General features: G+C 70.7%; 21 protein-coding genes. 3 read left to right on the forward strand and 18 right to left on the reverse strand.

Translation table 11 applies throughout. The features are described 5' to 3' along the window. Positions 1–6: 6 nt before the first annotated feature. The 10 genes from ASF76_RS01870 to ASF76_RS01915 all read right to left on the reverse strand — a co-directional run bounded on the left by ASF76_RS01870 (position 7) and on the right by ASF76_RS01915 (position 11,572). On the reverse strand, positions 7–1,506 hold the full coding sequence (locus ASF76_RS01870) for an MDR family MFS transporter (protein WP_055952102.1): 1,500 nt from the start codon (positions 1,504–1,506) through the stop codon (positions 7–9). 210 nt (positions 1,507–1,716) lie between these two features. Beyond that, positions 1,717–3,075, reverse strand: coding sequence for a hypothetical protein (locus ASF76_RS01875; RefSeq protein WP_055952105.1), 1,359 nt, complete (start codon positions 3,073–3,075; stop codon positions 1,717–1,719). Between the two features lie 441 nt (positions 3,076–3,516). Then, positions 3,517–4,488: a fumarylacetoacetate hydrolase family protein gene (locus ASF76_RS01880; RefSeq protein WP_055952108.1), complete on the reverse strand. Its 972-nt coding sequence runs from the start codon at positions 4,486–4,488 to the stop codon at positions 3,517–3,519. Next, entirely contained in the window at positions 4,485–5,510 is a 1,026-nt protein-coding gene (locus ASF76_RS01885; protein ID WP_055952111.1) for an amidohydrolase family protein, read from the reverse strand. Before ASF76_RS01885 ends, ASF76_RS01880 begins: the two co-directional genes overlap by 4 nt. Beyond that, entirely contained in the window at positions 5,507–6,640 is a 1,134-nt protein-coding gene (locus tag ASF76_RS01890; protein WP_055952114.1) for an FAD-dependent monooxygenase, read from the reverse strand. Before ASF76_RS01890 ends, ASF76_RS01885 begins: the two co-directional genes overlap by 4 nt. 33 nt (positions 6,641–6,673) lie before the next feature. After that, positions 6,674–7,609, reverse strand: coding sequence for a cyclase family protein (locus tag ASF76_RS01895; RefSeq protein ID WP_055953335.1), 936 nt, complete (start codon positions 7,607–7,609; stop codon positions 6,674–6,676). A gap of 113 nt (positions 7,610–7,722) precedes the next feature. Next, a complete protein-coding gene (locus ASF76_RS01900; protein WP_055953338.1) occupies positions 7,723–8,667 on the reverse strand; it encodes a fumarylacetoacetate hydrolase family protein in 945 nt (314 codons plus the stop codon). Positions 8,668–8,672: 5 nt separating this feature from the next. Next, on the reverse strand, positions 8,673–9,689 hold the full coding sequence (locus tag ASF76_RS01905) for a VOC family protein (RefSeq protein WP_055952117.1): 1,017 nt from the start codon (positions 9,687–9,689) through the stop codon (positions 8,673–8,675). A gap of 105 nt (positions 9,690–9,794) precedes the next feature. Next, positions 9,795–10,529 (reverse strand): hypothetical protein, encoded by a 735-nt coding sequence (locus ASF76_RS01910; protein WP_055952121.1) that lies wholly within the window; start codon positions 10,527–10,529, stop codon positions 9,795–9,797. Then, the gene (locus tag ASF76_RS01915; protein ID WP_055952124.1) at positions 10,526–11,572 is read right to left on the reverse strand and encodes a Gfo/Idh/MocA family protein; all 1,047 of its coding nucleotides are present in this window, start codon (positions 11,570–11,572) and stop codon (positions 10,526–10,528) included. The genes ASF76_RS01910 and ASF76_RS01915 overlap by 4 nt, the downstream gene beginning before the upstream one ends. Before the next feature lie 110 nt (positions 11,573–11,682). Here ASF76_RS01915 and ASF76_RS01920 point away from each other — a divergent pair, with 110 nt between their 5' ends. From ASF76_RS01920 to ASF76_RS01930, 3 genes are all read left to right on the forward strand, one after another. Further along, a complete protein-coding gene (locus ASF76_RS01920) occupies positions 11,683–12,951 on the forward strand; it encodes an ROK family protein (protein WP_055952127.1) in 1,269 nt (422 codons plus the stop codon). Between the two features lie 83 nt (positions 12,952–13,034). Next, complete coding sequence (locus tag ASF76_RS01925) at positions 13,035–13,454, forward strand: hypothetical protein (protein ID WP_055952131.1); 420 nt, start codon at positions 13,035–13,037, stop codon at positions 13,452–13,454. Then, positions 13,451–14,425, forward strand: coding sequence for a hypothetical protein (locus ASF76_RS01930; protein WP_055952133.1), 975 nt, complete (start codon positions 13,451–13,453; stop codon positions 14,423–14,425). The genes ASF76_RS01925 and ASF76_RS01930 overlap by 4 nt, the downstream gene beginning before the upstream one ends. 91 nt (positions 14,426–14,516) lie before the next feature. Here the strand turns inward: ASF76_RS01930 and ASF76_RS01935 are convergent, their stop codons facing one another. The 8 genes from ASF76_RS01935 to ASF76_RS01970 all read right to left on the reverse strand — a co-directional run bounded on the left by ASF76_RS01935 (position 14,517) and on the right by ASF76_RS01970 (position 20,471). Then, positions 14,517–14,777, reverse strand: coding sequence for a type II toxin-antitoxin system RelE family toxin (locus ASF76_RS01935; RefSeq protein WP_055952136.1), 261 nt, complete (start codon positions 14,775–14,777; stop codon positions 14,517–14,519). Beyond that, a complete protein-coding gene (locus ASF76_RS01940; RefSeq protein ID WP_055952139.1) occupies positions 14,774–15,037 on the reverse strand; it encodes a type II toxin-antitoxin system Phd/YefM family antitoxin in 264 nt (87 codons plus the stop codon). Before ASF76_RS01940 ends, ASF76_RS01935 begins: the two co-directional genes overlap by 4 nt. Positions 15,038–15,122: 85 nt before the next feature. Then, complete coding sequence (locus tag ASF76_RS01945) at positions 15,123–15,995, reverse strand: ThuA domain-containing protein (protein WP_055952141.1); 873 nt, start codon at positions 15,993–15,995, stop codon at positions 15,123–15,125. 1 nt (position 15,996) lies between these two features. Next, positions 15,997–17,001, reverse strand: a complete 1,005-nt coding sequence (locus ASF76_RS01950; protein WP_055952145.1) for a sugar phosphate isomerase/epimerase family protein — start codon at positions 16,999–17,001, stop codon at positions 15,997–15,999. Positions 17,002–17,015: 14 nt separating this feature from the next. Then, entirely contained in the window at positions 17,016–18,212 is a 1,197-nt protein-coding gene (locus tag ASF76_RS01955) for a Gfo/Idh/MocA family protein (protein WP_156459079.1), read from the reverse strand. Next, positions 18,209–18,625, reverse strand: coding sequence for a C-glycoside deglycosidase beta subunit domain-containing protein (locus ASF76_RS01960; RefSeq protein WP_055952148.1), 417 nt, complete (start codon positions 18,623–18,625; stop codon positions 18,209–18,211). Before ASF76_RS01960 ends, ASF76_RS01955 begins: the two co-directional genes overlap by 4 nt. A gap of 8 nt (positions 18,626–18,633) precedes the next feature. After that, positions 18,634–19,419 carry a nuclear transport factor 2 family protein gene (locus ASF76_RS01965; RefSeq protein ID WP_055952151.1) on the reverse strand — a complete coding sequence of 262 codons (786 nt, stop codon included), beginning with the start codon at positions 19,417–19,419 and terminating at the stop codon, positions 18,634–18,636. Next, entirely contained in the window at positions 19,416–20,471 is a 1,056-nt protein-coding gene (locus tag ASF76_RS01970; protein WP_055952154.1) for a sugar phosphate isomerase/epimerase family protein, read from the reverse strand. The genes ASF76_RS01965 and ASF76_RS01970 overlap by 4 nt, the downstream gene beginning before the upstream one ends. Positions 20,472–20,489 lie beyond the last annotated feature (18 nt).

The following is a 20,489-nucleotide window of genomic DNA, read 5'->3' on the forward strand; positions in this document are numbered from 1 at the left end:
TCGAGGTCAGGCGGGCTGACGGTCAGCGTCGGACGGGGTGGGAAGCGGGGCCGTCGTCTCGTCGGAGAGGCGCCCCGCGGGCAGGGAGAGGGCGATGACGACGCCGCAGGCGTAGACGATCGCGAGCCCCAGGAAGACGGGCGCGAACACGTCGTGGTAGACCGCGGCCACCTCGGCCTGCACACCCGCGGAGGCGCCGCGCACCGCCGCGGGGGTCAGGGTGTCGGCATCCACTCCACCGGGGAGGTTCGCTGCGACGCCGAACCCGACGACGCCGCCGATCACCGCGGTGCCGACGGCCGAGCCGACCTGGCGCACGAGGTTCGTGGTTGCCGTGACGGCGCCGAGGTCGGAGCGCGCGGCGGCGCTCTGGACGACGGCGAAGATGAGGTTCATGAACGACCCCGTGCCGATGCCGACGGTCGCCATGACGACCATCGGCACCCACAGGGGCGCCCCCACCGGGAGCGCGGCCATCACGCCGAGACCCACCGCACCGAGAGCGGTGCCGATGATCGGGTAGGCGCGGTAGCGGCCGGACCGGCTCACGAGCCACCCGGTGAGCAGGTTGCTCACGAGCATGCCGAGCACGGTCGCGATGGGGACCAGTCCCGACACCGTCGCGGTGGTGCGATAGGCCATCTGGACGTACGTGGGGACGTACGCCACGACCGCGAACAGCCCGGCCCCGATGATGAGCGAGAGCCCCAGGCAGGCCAGGATCGTGCGGTTGCGGAAGATCCGCGGCGGCAGGATCGGCTCGATCGCGCGCCGCTCGATGAGAACGAGGGCCAGGATGCCGACGATCGCCACCGCCGCGCAGGCGAATGCCACGGGCCGGAGCGCCTCGTCGCCGATCCAGGTCACGGCCAGCACGAGCGCGAGGAGGGCTCCGGTGAAGACCACCGAGCCGGGGATGTCGAACCGCGGGTGCGCGCCGCCGGGGAGGCGCGGGAGGGCGATCAGCGCGAGCGAGAGGGCCACGAGACCCACGGGGATGTTGATCCAGAACACCCACGACCAGCCCCAGTAGTCGGTGATGAGACCGCCGACGACGGGCCCCACGACGATGGCGACGGGGAACGCGGCGCCGATGATCGCCATGTAGCGCGGACGCTGTCGGGGGCTGGTGACGCGCGCGATGATCGTCTGCGACATGAGCTGGATGCCGGCCGAGCCGAGGCCCTGCAGGACGCGGGCGGCGATCAGCCAGCCGAGGTCGGGCGCGAAGCCGCACAGCAGGGAAGCGACGAGGAAGGCCACGATCGACACGAGGAACACGCGACGCGGCCCGACGATGTCGCCGAGCTTGCCCAGCACGGGCAGCATCGCGGTCGCGGCCAGCGTGTAGCCGACCATGATCCAGCTCATGTGCTCGAGCGCGCCGAGATCGCCCGCGATCGTGGCGAGGGAGGTCGAGACGACGGTGTGGTCGAGGGCGCCGAGGAACGACACCGTGAGCAGGGCCGCGACGAGGATGCGAACGCGGGCAGGAGAGAGAGTCATCGGCGGGGCGCCCGTACGACCGGGCGATCGACGCGACCGGATGTGCCGCTCCGGCTTCCTCACCGGGCGAACGGACCCGATGGGCCCCGACGTCGGTTCCATCATACCCGACTTATGTCGGTTTTCAACATTACGGATGCCGCGACATCAACCCGACACGCGCGGCAACCTCCGGCCCGCGCCCGCCTCCCTGGTCACGGTCCGCCGATGTCAGGACCGGATCGTGGACCGGATGGGTGACCGGGCGTTGCTCGCTGCCCGAGAAGAATGACCGGGTACTGAGGCGTGAGCGACGTGGTCGCGACGGCGGCCTCCCGCGATCACCTCCCGCAGTCGTTGTTCGAACCCCTCGAGGTCGAACAGCCCCGTCTCGTCGCGGACGACGACGTGCAGGCAGTCCCGGACGGGGGCGATCTCCGCCCACACCCCCAGCGGCAGGCGCAGGTGCGCCGCCATCCCCCCGACGAAGGTGTCGTCGTCCACGCGTGGCATCAGCGTCTCGGCGACGGCGACCTCGGTCGTCGTCAGCGAGACGTGGATCTCGAGGGGCACCCGTGGCGTGGCGCCCCGCAAGCGCCGAGCGGCACCGGGATGCCGAACGGTGTTCTTCAGCGTGCTGAGCGCGGTGGCGAGCAACCAGGCGACGGGCGTCCCCGACTTGCTCACGGCCGAGATGCGCTCGGCCAGGGCGGTCGCACTCCAGTCGTCGACCAGCAGGCGCCCCATGGGCAGGGACGGCGCGAAGTTCCCCTCGACGGCGACCCCCTTCTCCACCCAGCGACGGGCGTCGACGGGGACCACCACACGGAAGTCGGCATCCTGCCGGAGGCTGTCGCGGAGGCACCGCAGAACCAGGCTCGCGGATTTCACGGACAGCGGCGGGCGCGCCGGGCGCTTTCCCTCGTCGGCCTTCTCGGGTGTGTTTGCGATCATGCGCACCAGGTCGGCGGGGAGGACCATCGACACCATCCGTGTCCGCTCGATCGACTCGGCCTTGGTCAGTGTGCGCGAGAGCTGATAGCCGGTCTCGGTCTGCGCGTTCCGCGTGCGGAAGATCTCTCGAGCGGACCGGATGCCGCTCACCCCCTGCAGCCCGAACTTCTTCATCGCCGCGCGCAGGGGCGTCTTCGCCCACGGCAGGGCGGCGCGGGTGTCCGCTCCGGGGGCGCCGAGCTTCTCCAACACCAGATTCACCACGAATGTCGCGCCGGTGCCGTCGAACAGGCTGTGCGAGAACTCCATCGCGAGCATCCCGTCCGCGACGAACAGCCGCACCGGCAACTCTCCGGGTCGGAACTGTCTTTCCAGCACGAGGGTGGCCAGGGCCGAGCGGTCGAGGGCCGGTTCCACCCGCTCGACGGAGCGCGCAGCCGCCACGAGGGCGGCGCTCTCGTTGACGCGCCGCCACCGCCGACCGCGGGTGCGTACGCGGTGCAACACCGCACCGCGGGGAGAACGCAGCACGTCCTCCAACGCGGTGAGCGCCCGCTCCGGGGTGAGGCCGACGAGGGGCCCGACCATGAAGCAATTGAGGAGGTCGTCGTACCCGAGGTTCCGCAGCCCGCTCATGCGCGTCCGCCGAGTGGTGCGACCTGCACTCCCCGCGCGACGTGGTCCCCCACGCGCGTCTCGACCGTCGATCCGAAATTCCTCACGCCTGCTCCTCATAACGGCCGCCGGTTGCGCTCGGGCGCGACGCATCGAGGCCGCATGACGAAACGGCCTCGGCGCCGTCGACGTGAGCGTCAGCGTCCGCTGAGCGATCCGCCGACGCGGCCCGGTTCTTCCCTGCCGCAGCGAACGACGGATCTTCGACTCACGGCTCAGCGAGAGTAAGCGCCGGAACAGCACCTCAAGACGTCGGCGGAGGTCCCTTCTCCCGATGCTCACGGAAAACTCGGAGAACCTTGACGATGGCTTCGCATCGTCGACGCCGGAGGGTCCGGACGCAGCCGGGCGAGGCGGCACACGCCACGGGCGGGCAGTGCCTGCCGGGGAGACCGGGGGTGCTTATCGCGACCGCGCCCGCGACCGGGTGCGCGCCCGCGCGACCGGCGGTGCCGCCACGCGCGGGCCGACCACGTTGACGACCTCGCCGACGCCCTCGATCACCAGCCGTACCTCGTCGCCGGGTTCGAGGGGTCGCGGGTCGAGGGCGCCGCGACGGCCCCACAGCTCGCCGAGGCAGCCCCCGTTTCCGACCGTGCCCGAGCCGAGCACGTCACCCGGGACCACGACCGAGTTCCGAGCGGCGTAGGCGACCAGCTCAGGGAAGGGCCAGCCCATGTTCGACACGAGGTCGTGCCCGATGAGCTCGCCGTTGACGAACAGCTCGGCGCGGACGGCCAGGAAGCCGTCGTCGTCGAGATACGGCTCCAGCTCGTCGGCCGTCACGATCCACGGGCCCAGGGTCATCGCGAAATCCTTGCCCTTGGCGGGGCCCAGGCGCACCTTCATCTCGCGCGACTGCAGGTCTCGTGCCGACCAGTCGTTCATGACGGTGTACCCGAAGATGTGGGATGCCGCGGCTGCGGCATCCAGATTCTCGCCGTCGGAGCCGGGCACCGCGCCGATGACCACGGCGAGCTCCAGCTCGACGTCGAGGCGCTGGGTCTCGGGGATGGCCACGACCTCACCGGTCGCCCGCACGGTGTGCGGATTGGTGAAGTAGAACGTCGGCGCCTCGTACCACTCGGGAACGACCTCGCTCTTGCCGTCGACCGAGGCGCTCACGCCCTCGACGTGCTCCTCGAAGGCGACGAAATCGCGGATGGAGGCGGGCACGAGCGGCGCGAGCAGGCGTACCGCGTCGAGCGGCCTCGCCGCCGCACGCTCGCGGCGGGCGAACAGCGCCGACGCCGCCGGGAGCCCCTGCGCGAGAACCTCGGCCACCCGCAGCCCGTTGGGGAACGGCACGACCTCGGAGCCGTCGACGAACCCCTCGCCCACGTCGGCGCCGTCGACCCAGCGCGCGATCCTCACGCGTGCACCCGGGTGCGCAGCAGCTCGGCGGCGTTGGCTCCCAGGATGCCGGTCACGTGGCTCTCCGCCAGTCCCGCGCCCCGCACGAACGCGACCGGGTCGTCGAGACCCATGTCGAACGGGAAGTCGCTGCCCAGCAAAACCCGGTCGGCGCCGGCGACCTCCACGAGCCAGCGCAGGGCGCGCTCGTCGTGCACGACGGTGTCGAACCAGATCCTGGTCAGGTAGGTCGAGGGCGCATGGGCGCAGCCGCGCGCCTCGGGGCGCACCTTCCAGGCCCGGTCGGAGCGGCCGATCGCGGTCGGCAGGTACCCGCCCCCGTGCGCGGCGACGAGGCGGAGTCCCGGATGCCGGTCGAGCACGCCCGCGAAGATGAGGTGCGACAGCGCGACGGCGTTCTCGGTCGGCTGGCCGACCGTGTTCGACAGGTAGAAGCGGTCGAGCCGCTCGTCGAGCGAGCAGCCGAAGGGGTGCAGGAATACCACGGCGCGCAGTTCGGCCGCCCGCGCCCAGAAGGGCTCGAGTCGCTCGTCGCTGAGTTCGACCTCGCCCGCGAAGGAGGAGATCTCCACGCCCGCGAGCCCTCGGCCGAGCACGGCGTCATCGAGCGCGTCGACGACGAGGTGCGGGTGCTGCAGCGGCACGACCCCGAGCCCGACGAGACGGTCGGGGGCCTGGGCGACGTGCTCGGCGATGAGGCGGTTCGCTTCCCCCGAGGCCCAGGTCGCGAGACCCTCGTTCGCCCACGGATAGAAGTGGTTCGGCGAGGGGCTCACCCACTGCCGGTCCACGCCCTGGGCGTCCATGGCTTCGAGCCGCGCACGCACGTCGGTCAGGCGCGGGAACCGCTCACCGATCATGCGCCCCGACGCCTGGAGGCTCGCGAGGCCGTTGCGCCGCAGCTCGAGGTCGGCCGCGGCCTGCACCTCTTCGGGGACGCGGCGCTCCACCTCCGCGTGCAGGCCGGGCATGAGCAGGTGGGCGTGGACGTCGGTGACCTCACCCTGCGTCGGAGTGCTCATGCGCGGGCCGCCGTGAGCTGCGCGACCCCGAACATGAGTCCACCCATGTCGGCGTCGCGGACGCCGTCGAGCTGCCACTGGCCGAGCTGCACCGAGGCGTCGACGATGGCGGCCGCGCGCGCCACGCGCCGCTCGTGGAACGCGTCCCAGAGCGCCTGGTCGACGGCATCCCGGTTCACGAGGAGCTCGCTGAGCACGGCCGCGTCCTCGAGGCCCTGGGCCGCGCCCTGCGCGATGGTCGGCGGGCAGCTGTGCGCGGCGTCGCCGATGACCACGGCGCGGCCGCGGTTCCACGGGGCGTCGACGAGGTGCCGCGTGAACCAGGTGTAGTTGGCGTCGGCACCGGCCTCGATGTCGGCGCGGATGTGGTTCCACGGACCGTCGTAGGCGCGGGACTGCTCGACCATGATCCGGCGGGCCTCCTCGGACGAGACGTGCGAGCGGTCCTGGGCCGCCTCGACGAGGAACGCGTACATGGTGTCGTCGCCGGTGGGCGTGTAACCGGCGATGTACATCGGACCGCCGTAGTACAGCTCGCTGCGGTCGACGTCGGGCGGGAGCGAGACGAACGTGCGCCAGATCCCCATGCCGGTCTGCTCGGGGGTGACATGGATGCCGATCATCTCGCGCACGGCCGAGTGCAGGCCATCGGCGCCGACCAGCAGATCGAACGTGCCCGCCGGCTCGCCGTCGACCTCGATCGTGACGCCGTCGGGGGTCTCCGAGACGGCGGTGACGCGGCGGCCGAAGTGCACGCGCGCGCCGTTCGCCTCGGCTGCGGCCAGCAGGATGCGGGCGAGGTCGGGACGCGACATGCCCATCGTGGAGGGGTAGTCGGGGCCGCCGGTCTTGAGGTCGGGGAGGGCGGCGACGACGGGCGCGCCGGGGCCGGGGGCACGCAGGTTCAGCCCCTCGAAGGCTTTTCCGGCAGCGGCGACCTCGTCCCAGACCCCGAGCTCGTCGAAGACGCGCAGGGCGTTGCCCTGCAGCGTGATGCCCGAACCGCGGGTGGACAGCGCGGGCTGGGCGTCGTAGAGGTCGACCTCTACGCCGGCCTTGCTGAGGAAGATGGCGGTGGCGAGGCCTGCGACGCCGGCTCCGGCGATCGCGACTTTCTGAACGGCGGTCATGTCAGAACCTCTCTGTTCTGGGACGGGGGTGGACTAGAGCAGGGCCAGGGGGTTCACCGGCGACCCGACGGCCCCGGTGATCGGCAGCGGAGGCGCCGAGAGCAGGAAGTCCCAGCGTCGCCTGTCGATGCAGGCGTCGGCGAGCGCGTCGAGGTTCCACATCTCGCCGATCGTGAGACCCATGTTCGGGATGACGACCTGGTGCAGGGGCTGGAACGCCGGCACGTCGAACTCGTTCGGACGCACCTCGAAGCCCCAGGTGTCGGTCGCGATGGCGGCGATCTCGGTGCGGTGCAGCCATCCTGCGGTGGTGAGCGAGAGCCCCGGTGCGGGTCCGCCGGCGTAGTCGCCCCAGCCCTCGCGGTGCGCGCGCGTGTAGTGGCCGGTGCGCACGAGGACGATGTCGCCACGCCCCACCTCCACGCCCTGTGCCGCGGCGCACGCGTCGAGGTCGTCGGCGGTGATCGCGTAACCGTCGGCGAGCTCGCCGGAGTCGGGGGCGAGGTGTCGGCCGAGGTCGAGAAGGACACCGCGCGAGACGACGACGTCGGCCGCGTGCTCGATACCCGTGACGAGGTCGCCGTCGCTGGTGACGACATCGCCCGCGCGGCGGCCGTTCCAGGCGTAGCCGTGGTCGAAGATGTGGCCGAGGCCGTCCCACTGCGTCGAGCACTGCAGGGGCATGGCGATGACGTCGTCGGCACCGCCGATGCCGTGCGGGAAGCCCTGGTTGCCTCTCTCGGCATCCGTTCCCGTGTCGGTCATCGTGTGCACCGGGTTGGTCCGCCTCCGCCACCCCTTCTGCGGGCCGTCGGTGTCGAAGCGCTGCGAGAGCGAGATCGAGACGCCGTCGCGCACGAGCGCGGCCGCCGCCCGCCGTTTGCCGGCGTCGATGAAGTTGAGGGTGCCGAGCACGTCGTCCTCGCCCCAGCGTCCCCAGTTGCGGAACGCCTCGGCGCGCAGCGCGATCTCGGCCTCGGGGTTCTGCCGGTCGAGGTCGGCGGGGTCCTCGGACGGAACGCCTCGCTGGGCCGTGGCATCCGATCCGTGCGCCGCATCCGGCCCCTGAGCCTGTCGAAGGGTCACGACGCCGCCTCCCCCACGCACCGCACGACCTGCGTGCCGAGCGCCCCGATGGTCCCGGTCATGACGTCGCCGTCGCGCAGGAACCTCTTCCAGTGCTGCCCGTTGCCGGCGGGGCTGCCGGTCAGCAGCAGGTCGCCGGGAAGCAGGGGGTGGGTCTGCGACGCCGCCGAGACGAGCGCCGGCACGTCGAACAGCAGATCGGACGTCGAGGCATCCTGCATCACCTGTCCGTTGAGTTCGAGGCGCACCGGGGTGTCTGCGGGGTCGACGAAGTGAGCGGGCACGAGCAGCGGACCGGTCGGCAGGAAGCCGGGCGCGTTCTTGGCCCGGTACCAGTCGGTGCCGATCTCCTTCATGTCTTTGCGGAAGACGAGGTCGCGCGTGGTGACGTCGTTGACCATCGTGTAGCCGGCGACGTGATCGAGCGCGGCCTCGCGCGAGACGCGGAACGCCTCGCGGCCGATGACGACGGCCAGCTCCAATTCCCAGTCGTGCACCTCGCTGTACGCCGGGAGCACCAGCGGCACGTCGTCGCCGACGACGCACGCGGTGAGCCCGATGAAGAAGTACGGCTCGCCGCTGCGGGCGCGCTCGTCCATCATGTCGGCGGCGAAGGCACGCGCCTCCTCGGGCGTGCGGTCGGTGTTCTGCGTCAGGCCCGCGGCCACCAGTTCGATCACGTGCTGGCGGTAGTTGGCGCCGGTCTGCAGCACCTGCCGCGGCTCGACGGGCGCCGTGAGGGTGACATCCGACACGGGATGCCACTCCCCCGGGGCCTCGACGAGGGCGGCGATCCGCTCCCAGTCGGGGGCGGCGAGGAAGGCGTTCAGACCGCCCCCGAGCTCGTCGGCGGTCAGCGCACGGATGCGGTCGCCGGCCACGAGACCGACGTGCACGGCATCCCCGTCGCGGAAACGGGCGAGAGCGTAGGGGGCGGTCATCACGGTCAGCCCCGACCCTGCACGGCGTACGGGTTGAGCAGGGCGTCCTTGATCTCGTCGGGCACACCCTCTTCGGTGGCGCTGGGGCCGTCGGCGGGCGGGAACGACTCGGTCATCGACATCGGCATGGCGCCGTTGCGGTACATGTTGTTCGAGCCGAGCGAGGGCTTCCACGTGTTGGCTTCCCAGTCGGGCACGTAGTTGCGGTATCCGCCCGTGTTCAGCTCGATGCGCAGGCTCGAGGGCTCGCGGTAGTAGAGGAACGTCTGCTCGCCGATGCCGTGGATGTTGGGGCCGTACTCGATCGGCACGCCGTTCTCCATGAGCGTGTCGGCGGCGATGAGGAGCTCCTCGCGCGTGTCGACCCAGAAGGCGTAGTGGTTGATGCGGCCGGCGCGGCTCGAGCCGTCGAGCACCACGCCGAGGTCGTGCGACTTCTCGTTGGTCGTGAGCACGGAGAACACCGAGATGGGTGCCTCGTCGAGCACCGTGCGGGCCATGAAGCGGAAGCCGAGCGTGTCGACGTACCACTGCACGAACGCGTCGACGTCGCGGGCCGCGACGGTGACGTGGTCGAGCTGGCGCGGGGCGCCGGCGATGGGGCTGCGCTTCTCGGGACGGTCGGGGTAGATCGAGGCGGTGTGCGGCTCAGCACGGTGACGCTCGACATCCCAGTGCAGGGTCATGTCGTGGCCCTGGGGACCGGTAAAGCGGAACGCCCGGCCGATGCCGCGGCCCTCGAACCATTCGCCCTCGATGCCGGCGGCCTGCACGCGCTTGGCCGCCTCCTCCAGGGCTTCGGCCGACGACGTCCGCCAGGCCATCGTCTCGAGGGAGGGCTCGTCGCCCTTCGCCACGACCAGGGAGTAGGCGTAGTAGTCGCCCCAGCAGCGGAGGTACACACGGTCGTCTTCGCGAGCGACCTCGGTGAGGCCCACCTGGTTGACGTAGAAGTCCACCGACGCCTCGACATCAGGAGTCGTGATCGCGACGAACGACAGATGAGAGAGAAGCTTGATCATCTTCGATCCTTTCGGTGAATCGGGTCGTTCCGACTCTTCTTCCACTATCCGACCTAAGTGGATATCAGGGAACCCGATCCTGTGGATGCCGAACATCGGCGTGACTTATCCGCCCGCGTAGACGATCCCGTCGTCTCGTGCGAGGTCCGCCAGGTCCGTCGGCTCGGCGCCCACGCGCAACGCCTCCAGGATCCGTCGCAGGGCGAGGCGTTCGGGCGACTCACGCCGGACGGGTCGGATCCGCCGCCCGTCCTCGTCGTCGAACGCCACCTCGCACAGCGGCGATGCGGAGTCCACGCGCACCTCGACGCGGCGCGCCCCGAGAGCGGTGGCGGCGAGCGCGCCGCCCACTCCGCCCCCGACCGTGCGGGTGACGCTCGCGCCGACCCCACCCGGTCCCCGCAGGGCGATCGCGGTCGCCGCCGCCGTATCGACCCGCGTGACGATCGACAGCGGGCCGGAGGCGAGCACCCGCGCCCATCCCACCGCGTCGCGGAGAAGGGCGGCGGCGTCGGTCCGCCCACCCCAGGCGTCGACCACGACGTGCCGCGGCTCGACGGGTTCGCCCCGCGCATCGTCGACGATGTCGGGGCGAACGCGGCGGCGCATCACCACGACCGGCGCGTCGAGGGCACCGAGAAGAGCGTGCACCTCGGGCGAGACGGGGTCGGGCTCGTCGATGACGTAGCCGGCGGCACCCTCGAGGCGCTCCCACCAGGCGCCGCGGCCGTCGATCACCCGCACGGCCCCGGGGCCCGCGCCCAGCCGCACTCGCGGCGCGAGCTCCGCCACCGCGGCCCGATACGCGGCCGCATCGGTCTGCACACCCCGCACGGTCATCGCGCTACCCCCGACCTGACCGCCGCGGCCGCGGCATCGGCGATCGCCGTCACGAAAGCCGCGTCCGCCCGGAGCTCGTCGTACTCCATCGCCGCCTCGCCGCGCAGCAGGGCCGCGAGCGCCCGCCACTCCCTCTCGTACCCGTCGTGCCGGTCGATCGGGTAGATCGTCTGCACCCCCGCCGCGTCTCGGACGGTGGTGCGGGCGCCGCCCACGTGCACGAAGGGCGGCGGGAACTCCACCTCTATGCGCGCGCTCGCCGTGGAGACGGTGACGCGCCACAACGAATCGGCCCCCTCCGGCAGCATCACCGCCGTGAAGCGCACCAGGGCGTCGTTCGCCCGCAGCGCCAGGTCGAACCCGATCGGGGCCACCGCCCGCGCCCAGACCAGCTCGGGGGCGGAGGGGACGAGGTCGCGCACGAGCGGGAGGTCGTGCACGCCGAGTCCCGCGACGAGCTGACGCACCAGGGCGGCGCTCTGCACGGGGTCGTCGAGGTCGAGCGGCGGCCTCTTCGGGGCCGCACCGGGGGGAAGCGGCTCCCCCATCGTGAGCGCGTGGTACCGGTCGTTCGGCGAGAGGCACAGCGTCACCGTCACGGCCGAGATGCGGCCGTCCAGGGCGCTGAGGTGGTGCGTGGCCCGCGCCCAGGCGGGGTCGAAGAGGTGGTTCGTGCCAACGACCAGAAGCGCTCCGACCGCGGCGCACTCGGCGACGAGGCGTTCGGCCTCCTCGGCAGTGTCGGCCAGCGGTTTCTCGCAGAAGATCGCCCGCCGCCCCGCTGCCAGGCTCGCGCGCACGTGCTCGGCGTGCAGCGGCGGCGGGCTGCAGACGGCGACGACGTCGACGTCCGGGTCGGCGAGGAGCGTCTCGACCCCGGCCGATGCACGGGCGCCGAAGCGTTCCGCGATCACCGCGGCCCGAGCGCTCCCGGCGTCGCTGACGTGCACCAGGCGGAAGTCGCCGTCCGTGCGCGCGAGCGTGGGCGCGTGCAGCGCCGCAACGCCCGGCCCCGATCCGATGATGCCCACGCCCCACGTCATCCCGGCCCCCTCGCCCACTTCAGCGCGAAATGCACTGAAGTCAGGAACTAATGAACCATAGACCAGACGATTCCGTCAGGGGAAGCGCGCTCTTGTGTGAAGATCAACGCATGGCCAACGTGTCCACCCTCCGCTTCGGCGCGCAGACCGACGAAGTCACGAGCCTGCTGCGCATCGTCAACATGGTTCGCCTCGGCGAGGCCGTCACGCGCCCCGAGATCGGCCGCGTCACCGGGCTCGGACGCGGGGTCGTCGCCCAGCGCGTCGACCGCGCCGTCGAGATGGGCTTCCTCGAGGACGCCGAATACGCCCCGTCGTCGGGTGGACGCGCACCCCGCACGCTGCGCTTCCGCTCCGAGCAGGGGCGCATCGTCGTGTGCGCACTCGGGGGACTGCACGTGCACGTCGGTGTCACCGACCTCGACGGGGAGATCCTCGACGAGGCCCACCGCGCGTGGGACATCGCGCGCGGACCCGAAGAGACCCTCGACGCCGCCACCGCGATGGTCGACGACCTGCTCGCCGCCGGCGACGGCAGTCCCGTGTGGGCGATCGTGGTGGGACTGCCCGGGCCCGTCGACTTCGACACCGGTCGTCCGGTCGCCCCGCCGATCATGCCCGGGTGGAACGGGTACGACGTGCGGACCGCGTTCGAGCAGCGCTACGACGCCCCCGTCTGGGTCGACAACGACGTGAACCTCCTCGCGGCCGGCGAGCGCGCCCGCCGCCGCGACGAGGGCGTCGACCTCATCTACTGCAAGGTCGGCACGGGGATCGGCGCGGGACTCGTCTCACGCGGACGCCTTCATCGCGGCGCGAACGGCGCCGCGGGCGACATGGGCCACGTCCGGGTGCCCGGCGCGACGCAGATCTGCCGCTGCGGCAAGACCGGCTGCCTCGAGGCCGTCGCCGGGGGGTGGGCGCTCGTGCGCGACGCGCGCGCCGCGATCGGGGGCGGCGCAACGGGAGCGCTCGCCGAGATCGTGGCATCCGGAAGAGACCTGACCCCCGAAGACATCGCCCGCTCCGCCGAGCGCGGCGACCCCCTCGCCATCTCGCTCGTGCGAGCCGGTGCGCGTCAGGTCGGCGAGGCCGTGGCCGCGCTGGTCAACATGTTCAACCCCAGCGTGATCGTCATCGGTGGAGCGATCGCGTCGGCCGGGGAGCTGTTCCTGGCCGAGATCCGCCACCGCGTCTACGAGCTGTCGCTGCCGCTGGCCACGCGCGACCTCGTCATCAAGACGAGCGAGAACGACACCCGCGAGCCGGTGCGCGGGGGCGTCGACCTCGCGCAGGAGCAGTTGTTCGAGGTGAGCCTGCCGCGCTGGTTCAGCGAGGGTCGACCCACGGTGGCCGCGGTGCACGGCCTGAGCGGTTGACTTCTTCCTATTTAGACATTAGTCGATAGGTTGTGAGCGGAAGCGCGCCGTGGGGTGCGCTGTGACACGAGGACGTGCCCGCCATGACTCTCTCCGCCCTGCGCGACGACGCCCTGCGCGTCACCGCCACCTCCACCGCCACCGAGGTGCGCCTCTCGCTGCCGTGGATCCGCTCGCTCCCGTTGGCGAGCCTGCTCGAGCCCGTCGTGCACCTCGACGGACGACGGCACGAGCCCCTCGTCCTCATCGACTCGCGGCGGGTGGCCCCCGCCGAGCTCGCCGCCGAGGACACCTGGTGGTACCTGCAGGATCGAGTGGTGCTGGAGATCCCGGATGCCGTGACCCCCGGCATCCACGAGGTGGAGGTGTCGTTCCGGCTCGAGATCCCCTACCTGCCCGGCGGGCCCGACCAGCCCCTGCGCCTGCCGTTCTCGTTCCACCGGACGCTCGGGGTGGGCGCGGCGGCCGCGGGCGTCTCGCAAGATGTCCGGAGCGCAGCGTGAGCCTCCCCGCGGGCTGGACGCTCTCTGCCAGCGCCTTCAACCTCACCCCCGAGGTGATCCGCGCCGAGCGGAGCGCTCCCGACCTGGCGCTCTCGCTGGTCGAGCGCGGCACCGCACGCGCCATCGAGATCGAGCTGGGGCAGATGTGGCGCGGTTTTCCGGCCCCGCCGGCCGGCCCCGTCGAGGTGTTCCGCGACGACCTCGCCGCGGCGGGCGGTCGGGTCAGCATCGTGGGCGTCAGCATCGACGAGTTCGACCGCGGTCGACGGCGGACGGATGCCGATCGCCGGGCGTTCCTCGAACCGCAGCTGCGCGCGGCGGCCTCCGCCGGAGCGGCGGGCGTACGCCTGCCGATCGGTCAGGCCGGCGCGCTGCTCGATGAGATCCTCCCCCTGCTGGAGGAACTCGACATCGTGCTCTACGAGGAGGCCCAGGGCCACGAGACGCCCGCGGCGCGCGCGGCGGCCTACGACCGCATCGGCGAGCTCGACACTCCGCGCGTGCGCCTGCTGCTCGACATCAGCATGCTCATGCCCGCGCTCCCGGTGACCTACCTCGACCAACTCGAGCGCGGCGGCATCCCCGCGGATCTCCTGCGGCGCCTCCGCGACGAGTGGCGCGACCCGGCGACCCAGGACGCCGTCGTCGACCTGCTGCGCACGGGCGGGGTGCCGGGGCCGGTGCACACGCTGTACATGAACCTGCTCGTGCGCTTCGGTCGCTCGGGCATCGACGATCTGGCATCCGTCCTCCCCCTGATCGGAGCGGCGCACCTGAAGTTCTGGGACCTCGACGACGCCGACGGCCGGGTCACCCGACCGATCCGCGACGTGGGGGCGGCCCTGCGCACCGCGGGCTTCACCGGCACGCTCTGCAGCGAGTGGGGCGGGCAGGAGTGGCTCGACGACGACCCGTGGCAGATGACGGAGCGGCACCTGGCGGTCGCGCGCGAGGCGCTGGCCGGCGCGTGAGCCGCCGACGATGGCGCTGCCTTCCGTCTTCCCCGTTCCGACGGCTACACCACCTGGCATGAAGCGTCGCTCGAGGCCGGATGACGGCTGTTCAGCGGTCGTAGACCTCTCGACGGTGCCCGGCCCGGACGACCGTGACGATCAGTTCGCCGTCGAGCACGTCGTAGATCACCCGGTAGTCGCCGACACGGACACGCCAGGCGCTTTGCTCGCCCACCAGCTTCTTCGCACCGGTCGGACGGGGGTCGTCCCGGAGGCCGCCGATCGCTTCCACCACCCGGTCACGCGCGGGCCGCGGCAGTTTTTTGATCTGGCGAGCGGCTGCCGTGGTGAATTCGACGCGGTAGGTCACGAAGCGAGATCGGCCCGCAGCTCATCGAGCGTTATGCGGGCACCGTCGTCGTCGTTCTTCGCCTGACGATAAGCGGCAACGTCTTGAGCCATCTCGAACTCTTCGAGGGCCTCGATATCGGCGACACTGACAACGACGGCTGCGAGCTTGCCGTTGCGCGTCACGCCAATGCGTTCACCGGCGTACATCGCACGACCGAGAACGTCGGAGAGCTGGCTGCGAAGCTCACGCGTGGAGAGCTCGGTCGTGACGGTGTCCATGTACCCATCATAGCAACAAACGTCATTGTGTACACAGTTGCCATGGCATGCCCGTGTCGCGGGCAGCGGCCGGGGTGGAAGCGCGTTACCCCTCGCCGTTGTAGTACGGCCAGGGGTTGATGCGGCGGTCGCCGCGACGGTCGGGCCCCGTCAGCGAGACCTCGCCGGTCGCCGCCCACTCGACGCCACGAGGGAACAGGCGGATGAACTCGATGCGGCGGAACGTGTCGATGTCGTGGCCGATCGTGATCGTGAACGAACGGCCCGAGCCGTACTCGTTGATCCAGGCGAGCGGCTGTTCGGTGTTGATGCCGGGGAGCGCCGCGATGCCGCCCTCCGGGATGTCGACCGGGTAGTGCGGCATGGGCCAGATCGGTGCCCTCTCGTACGCCTCGAGGTCGTCGAAGGTCGTCAGCAGCACCTGCGCGCCCTCGTACATCTGCACACCGACGAGGATGTCGTCGCCGGTCACCGTCCACGTGGCGTTGATGCCCTCGGTGATCGGATGCCGCGGCTCGGTCGTGTGCAGCTGCGCCTCGCCCCACGGCCGGGGGCGCAGGCCCGTCTCCCACGCGCTGAGCTTGGCTCCGCGCATGACGTTGTACTCCTCGGGGTAGCCCCAGCGGTCCTCCTGCGCGGCGGAGCCGTGGAACCACACGATGCCCTTGCCCTCGTCGTGCACGAACCGCAGGATCGCGGCATCCGTCTCGGCCCCGAAACCGGTCGCCATGTCGTGGTAGCCGTCGCGGCCCTCGAAGATGACGATGAGCACGTCGTACTTGTCGATGACGCTCGCCGGGAGGCCCCGCGGGTCTTCCACCACGCGGACGGTGAAGCGTCCCGTGTCCTCCAGCAGCGTCGTGATCCATTGGTTGTGCAGGCGGAAGCTCCGGTGGGCGTTGTCGTGCTCGATGGTCATGTGCCCCGAGAGGATGAGCACGTTCAGAACGTCGGTCATGTCAGTCCTTGCGGGAGAAGGCGGCGTCGAAGAGCTGGTGGGGAGGCGTGATCTCGCCGAGCTTGCGCACGAAGGCGAGGGCCTCGGGACCCCCGATCAGGCGGTCCATCCCGGCGTCCTCCCACTCCACGCTCGTCGGGCCGTCGTAGCCGATGGCGTTGAGCGCGCGGAAGAGCGGCTCCCACGGCACATCTCCATGGCCGGTGGAGACGAAGGTCCACCCGCGGCGGGGGTTGTCCCACGACAGGTGCGAGCCGAGCACGCCGTTGCGTCCGTCGAGGTTCGTCGTGGATTCCTTGCAGTGCACGTGGAAGATGTGGTCGGCGAAGTCGAGCACGAACGCGACCGAGTCGAGCTGCTGCCAGACGAAGTGCGACGGGTCGAAGTTGAAGCCGAAACTCGGGCGGTGGCCGATGGCCTCGAGGGTCTTCTTCGCCGTCCAGTAGTCGTACGCGATCTCGGAGGGGTGCACCTCGAGCGCGAAGCGCACGCCGACCTCCTCGAAGACGTCGAGGATCGGATGCCAACGGGCAGCGAAGTCCGCATACCCCCGCGCGATCATGGCGTCGGAGGCGGGCGGGAACATCGCGACGTACTTCCAGATGCTCGACCCGGTGAAGCCGGTCACGGTCTTCACCCCGAGCTTCGCGGCGAACCGCGCGGTGTCCTTGAGCTCTTCGGCCGCGCGGCTGCGCACGCCCTCGGCATCCCCGTCTCCCCACACGCGGGAGGGCACGATGTCGTGGTGCCGCTCGTCGATGGGGTCGTCGCAGACGGCCTGGCCGACGAGGTGGTTGGAGATGGCCCAGACCTTCAGACCGTTCTTCTCGAGCACGTCGAGTCGCGACTGCACGTAGGCGTCGTCGTCCCACCGGGAAACGTCGATGTGGTCGCCCCAGCAGGCGATCTCGAGGCCGTCATAGCCCCACTCCCCGGCGAGGCGCGCCACCTCTTCGAAGGGCAGGTCGGCCCACTGGCCGGTGAACAGGGTGATGGGGCGGGCCATGACGGTGATCCTTCTCAGAGTGCGGGAACGGGGGCGCCCACGCGCGTCCACGCGGACTCGGCGGCGCTGCTGCGTTCGACGGCGTCGAGCACGCGCTGCACGCGCAGGCCCTCTTCGAACGAGGGGTGCGGGTTGGTGCCGGCGTCGATCGCGCCGACGAGGTCGACGACCTGGTGGGTGAAGCCGTGCTCGTAGCCGAGCATGTGGCCGGCGGGCCACCACGCCGAGACGTACGGATGCTGCGGCTCGGTGACGAGCACCTGGGTGAAGCCCTGGCGCCCCTCGGGAGCGGTGCGGTCGTAGAAACGCAGGCTGTTGAGATCTTCGAGGTCGAACGCGAGCGCGCCGCGGTCACCCGACACCTCGATGGTGAGCGCGTTCTTGCGGCCGGTGGCGAAACGCGTGGCCTCGAACGACGCGAGGGCGCCGTTGGCGAGGCGGCCGGTGAAGATCGCGACGTCGTCGACCGTGACGGCGCCCTTCTCGGACGCACCGGCGGCCTTGGCCAGGCCCATCGACCCGTCGCTCGGCAGCGGACGCTCCGTGACGATCGTGTCGACCGTGCCCGAGACCCGCTCGACGCCGAGACCGGTGACGAACTGCGTCATGTCGATGATGTGCGCACCGATGTCGCCGAGCGCCCCGGAACCGGCGTGCTCCTTCTGCAGACGCCACATGAGCGGCATCTCGGGATCGACGAGCCAGTCCTGCCGGTACGCCGCGCGCACCTGCTGCACGGTGCCGACGGCACCCTCGGCGATCATGTCGCGCAGCAGCGTGACGGCCGGCACACGGCGATAGGTGAACCCCACCATCGAACGGATGCCACGCGCGCGGGCGCGTTCGGCGGCCTCGGCCATCGCCTCGGCCTCGGCCACGGTGTTGGCCAACGGCTTCTCGCAGAGCACGTGCTTACCGGCCTCGAGGGCGGCGATCGCGATCTCGGCGTGCGATTCGCCCGGCGTGACGATGTCGACGATGTCGATGTCGTCGCGCGCGACGATCTCGCGCCAGTCGGTGGCCGACTCGGCCCAGCCCCATTTTCCGGCGGCCGCGGCCACGGCATCCGCGTTCCGACCGACCACGACGGTCATCTCGACCGCGCGCGGCAGGTCGAACATGCGCGGAGCCTGGCGCCACCCCACGGAGTGGGCGGCTCCCATGAAGCCGTAGCCGATCATGGCCACGCGCAGCGGCCGGGCAGTGGTCATGCCAGGACCAGTTCGCGCTCGACCGGCACGCGGTTCGTGACGTAGCGACCGGGTCCGCCGTCGGCGCCGGGCATGATCTGCATGTAGAGCAGGCGCATGGTCAGCACGACCTCGACGGTGATCGTCTCGCCGGCGGCGGGCGGGGCGTCGAGATGGATCAGCACGTCGGGGCGATCGGCGACAAACCACAGCGTCTCGGACTGCTCGGGCAGTTCCTCGACGCGGTACTCGCGCCCCTCGAGCGAGAAGCGGATGTCGTCCTTCGGCACGGTGGCGCCGTTCACGGTGACGGCGACGTCGTCGACGGCCGACAGCCAAAGGCTCCGGTACCAGGGCAGCTGCACCGAGACCGCGAGACCGTCGTCGGTGCGACGGACGTCCTTCTCGGCGAAGAGGGAGTTGTGAGTGGCCATGATGGCTCCTAGGCGAAGGTGTCGGTGAAGCGGTCGTGCGGCACGGGCGGCACGGGCTCGAGCTTCTGCGTGGTCTCGGGGCTGTAGGGGTGGTTCTTCGAGGGCACCGGCTCGTCGGCCGGCGGCATGAAGACGGGCTTGCCGTCGTCGCCGAAGTACATGAGGTCGAGGTCGAAGGCGCCCTGGTTCTTCACGCCGAAGCTCACCCAGTTCTCTTCGAACGGGGCGCGGGCGAGCTCGTAGCAGCGGAACTTCCAGAACCTCCACTCGCCGTCCTGCTTGCGGAAGTCGATGGCGTACTTGCACCAGACCCAGTGCGCCCAGACCTTCTTGCCGAGCACCTCGTCGGGCGAGTACATGTCGGGGAAGGCCTCGGCGACCCTCGGGTCGGTCAGCCCCGACTCGGTGCCGGCCATCATCCAGACGCCCTTGGCCGTCTCGCCGTCGGCGGCGACCTCGATCACCGGGGTGGTGGTGGCGTGCAGGATGAGCTTGCCCTCGGGGTGCGGGCGGCCGCGGTGGTAGTCGGTGACGCTCTGCCACGTCGTGTACTGCCCGGCGTTGGTGTAGCGGGCGCGAATCCCCTCCGTGCCCTCCTTCACCCACAACGGGATGATCTGCTCGTCTTCGAAGGCGTTGTGCAGGTACATGTAGCGGTTGAAGAGGTTCTCGACCTGCCCGCGGTCCTCGGCGCGCTGCGCGAGGGCGTGCGCGGCCTCGACCTGTTCGCGCAGGCGTGCGACCTCGGCGACGAGGTCGGAGACGGATGCCGCTGCCGTCACGGGCGTGCTCATCGCGCCGCCCCGGTCGTCTCGGCGCGCTGGGCGACCGTGTCCTCGATCGCCTGACGCATGAGCGCGTGCTGTTTCTTGACGAGGTCGACGGGGTCGCTCTCACCGAGGTCGCTGAAGGCGTGGCCCTCCCACTCGCTGGAGAGGTAGCCCTCGTAGCCGCCGATCACGAACTGCTTCACGATGCGCGGGATGTCCATGGCGGGCTCTTCGCCGTCGGCGCCGATGTCGTAGAACTTCGCGTGCACGTGGAAGATCTGCGGCATGATGTCGAGCCACTCCTCGGGAGCGACGAGACCGTGCATGTTGAACGCGAGACGCGTGAAGGGCCCGAAGCGCAGGAAGTCGACGCCCTCACCCGACAGGTAGTCCTCGAACTTCTGGTTGCGCTCGTGCATCGGGGTCGGCTCGTGCCAGATCTCCTCCATGACCGGGAAGTGCTTCTCGTCCATGCCCATCTGCCCGAGAGTGCGCAGCAAGGTGGGCGAGAGCGAGTGCATGGTCGACGAGAAGTCGGCGGTGAAGCCGAGGCGGTCCGACTGCAGCTCGTCGTACATCTCGCGCATCTCGAGCACCTTGGGGTCGTTCGGACCCGACGGCGCGTGAATCTCGTAGCCGAGCTTCTGGTCGTACTTCTCGGCGAGCGGGAGGAGGCTGCGCAGCAGTTCCTTGCCGTGCGAGCGGATGACGATCTTCTTGAAGCCGAGGGTGTGCGCGGCCTTGAGCTGACGGGCGAGGAAGTCGTGCTCCTCGTCGAGCGTCATGTCGCGGCTCTTGAGGCGGCCCATGTCGAGGTTGGTCCCGACGGCGCTGGCCTCGAGACCGTACTTCTCGAGCGAGTCGAACCAGAGCTTCACGAACTCCGCGTCGACATCGGGGTACGAGCGCAGCAGCTGCGCGAAGTTGAACTCCACACCCGGGCCTATGCCCTGGTCGTGCACCTCTTTGATGAGGGTCTCGGGGGTGTAGAGGCCGGCGGCGAACTCGCTCGTCATCGAGTAGAGCGTGGTGCCGAGCTTGATGCCGGTTCCGGCGATGCCGGTGTCGTTCGTCATTTCGGTCCTTGGGTCTTG

It is taken from the genome of Microbacterium sp. Leaf151 (assembly GCF_001424225.1).
Classification (GTDB): Bacteria; Actinomycetota; Actinomycetes; order Actinomycetales; family Microbacteriaceae; genus Microbacterium.

Excerpts from the sequence above, each read along its gene's own strand:
- ASF76_RS01885 (WP_055952111.1), bottom strand. The coding sequence starts at position 5,510 with ATGAGCACTCCGACGCAGGGTGAGGTCACCGACGTCCACGCCCACCTG.
- ASF76_RS01940 (WP_055952139.1), bottom strand. The coding sequence starts at position 15,037 with ATGGACACCGTCACGACCGAGCTCTCCACGCGTGAGCTTCGCAGCCAG.
- ASF76_RS01900 (WP_055953338.1), bottom strand. The coding sequence starts at position 8,667 with ATGACCGCCCCCTACGCTCTCGCCCGTTTCCGCGACGGGGATGCCGTG.
- ASF76_RS01875 (WP_055952105.1), bottom strand. The coding sequence starts at position 3,075 with ATGAGCGGGCTGCGGAACCTCGGGTACGACGACCTCCTCAATTGCTTC.
- ASF76_RS01960 (WP_055952148.1), bottom strand. The coding sequence starts at position 18,625 with ATGGCCACTCACAACTCCCTCTTCGCCGAGAAGGACGTCCGTCGCACC.
- ASF76_RS01870 (WP_055952102.1), bottom strand. The coding sequence starts at position 1,506 with ATGACTCTCTCTCCTGCCCGCGTTCGCATCCTCGTCGCGGCCCTGCTC.
- ASF76_RS01910 (WP_055952121.1), bottom strand. The coding sequence starts at position 10,529 with ATGACCGTGCGGGGTGTGCAGACCGATGCGGCCGCGTATCGGGCCGCG.
- ASF76_RS01970 (WP_055952154.1), bottom strand. The coding sequence starts at position 20,471 with ATGACGAACGACACCGGCATCGCCGGAACCGGCATCAAGCTCGGCACC.
- ASF76_RS01945 (WP_055952141.1), bottom strand. The coding sequence starts at position 15,995 with ATGACCGACGTTCTGAACGTGCTCATCCTCTCGGGGCACATGACCATC.
- ASF76_RS01905 (WP_055952117.1), bottom strand. The coding sequence starts at position 9,689 with ATGATCAAGCTTCTCTCTCATCTGTCGTTCGTCGCGATCACGACTCCT.
- ASF76_RS01965 (WP_055952151.1), bottom strand. The coding sequence starts at position 19,419 with ATGAGCACGCCCGTGACGGCAGCGGCATCCGTCTCCGACCTCGTCGCC.
- ASF76_RS01950 (WP_055952145.1), bottom strand. The coding sequence starts at position 17,001 with ATGGCCCGCCCCATCACCCTGTTCACCGGCCAGTGGGCCGACCTGCCC.
- ASF76_RS01920 (WP_055952127.1), top strand. The coding sequence starts at position 11,683 with ATGGCCAACGTGTCCACCCTCCGCTTCGGCGCGCAGACCGACGAAGTC.
- ASF76_RS01955 (WP_156459079.1), bottom strand. The coding sequence starts at position 18,212 with ATGACCACTGCCCGGCCGCTGCGCGTGGCCATGATCGGCTACGGCTTC.
- ASF76_RS01890 (WP_055952114.1), bottom strand. The coding sequence starts at position 6,640 with ATGACCGCCGTTCAGAAAGTCGCGATCGCCGGAGCCGGCGTCGCAGGC.
- ASF76_RS01915 (WP_055952124.1), bottom strand. The coding sequence starts at position 11,572 with ATGACGTGGGGCGTGGGCATCATCGGATCGGGGCCGGGCGTTGCGGCG.
- ASF76_RS01925 (WP_055952131.1), top strand. The coding sequence starts at position 13,035 with ATGACTCTCTCCGCCCTGCGCGACGACGCCCTGCGCGTCACCGCCACC.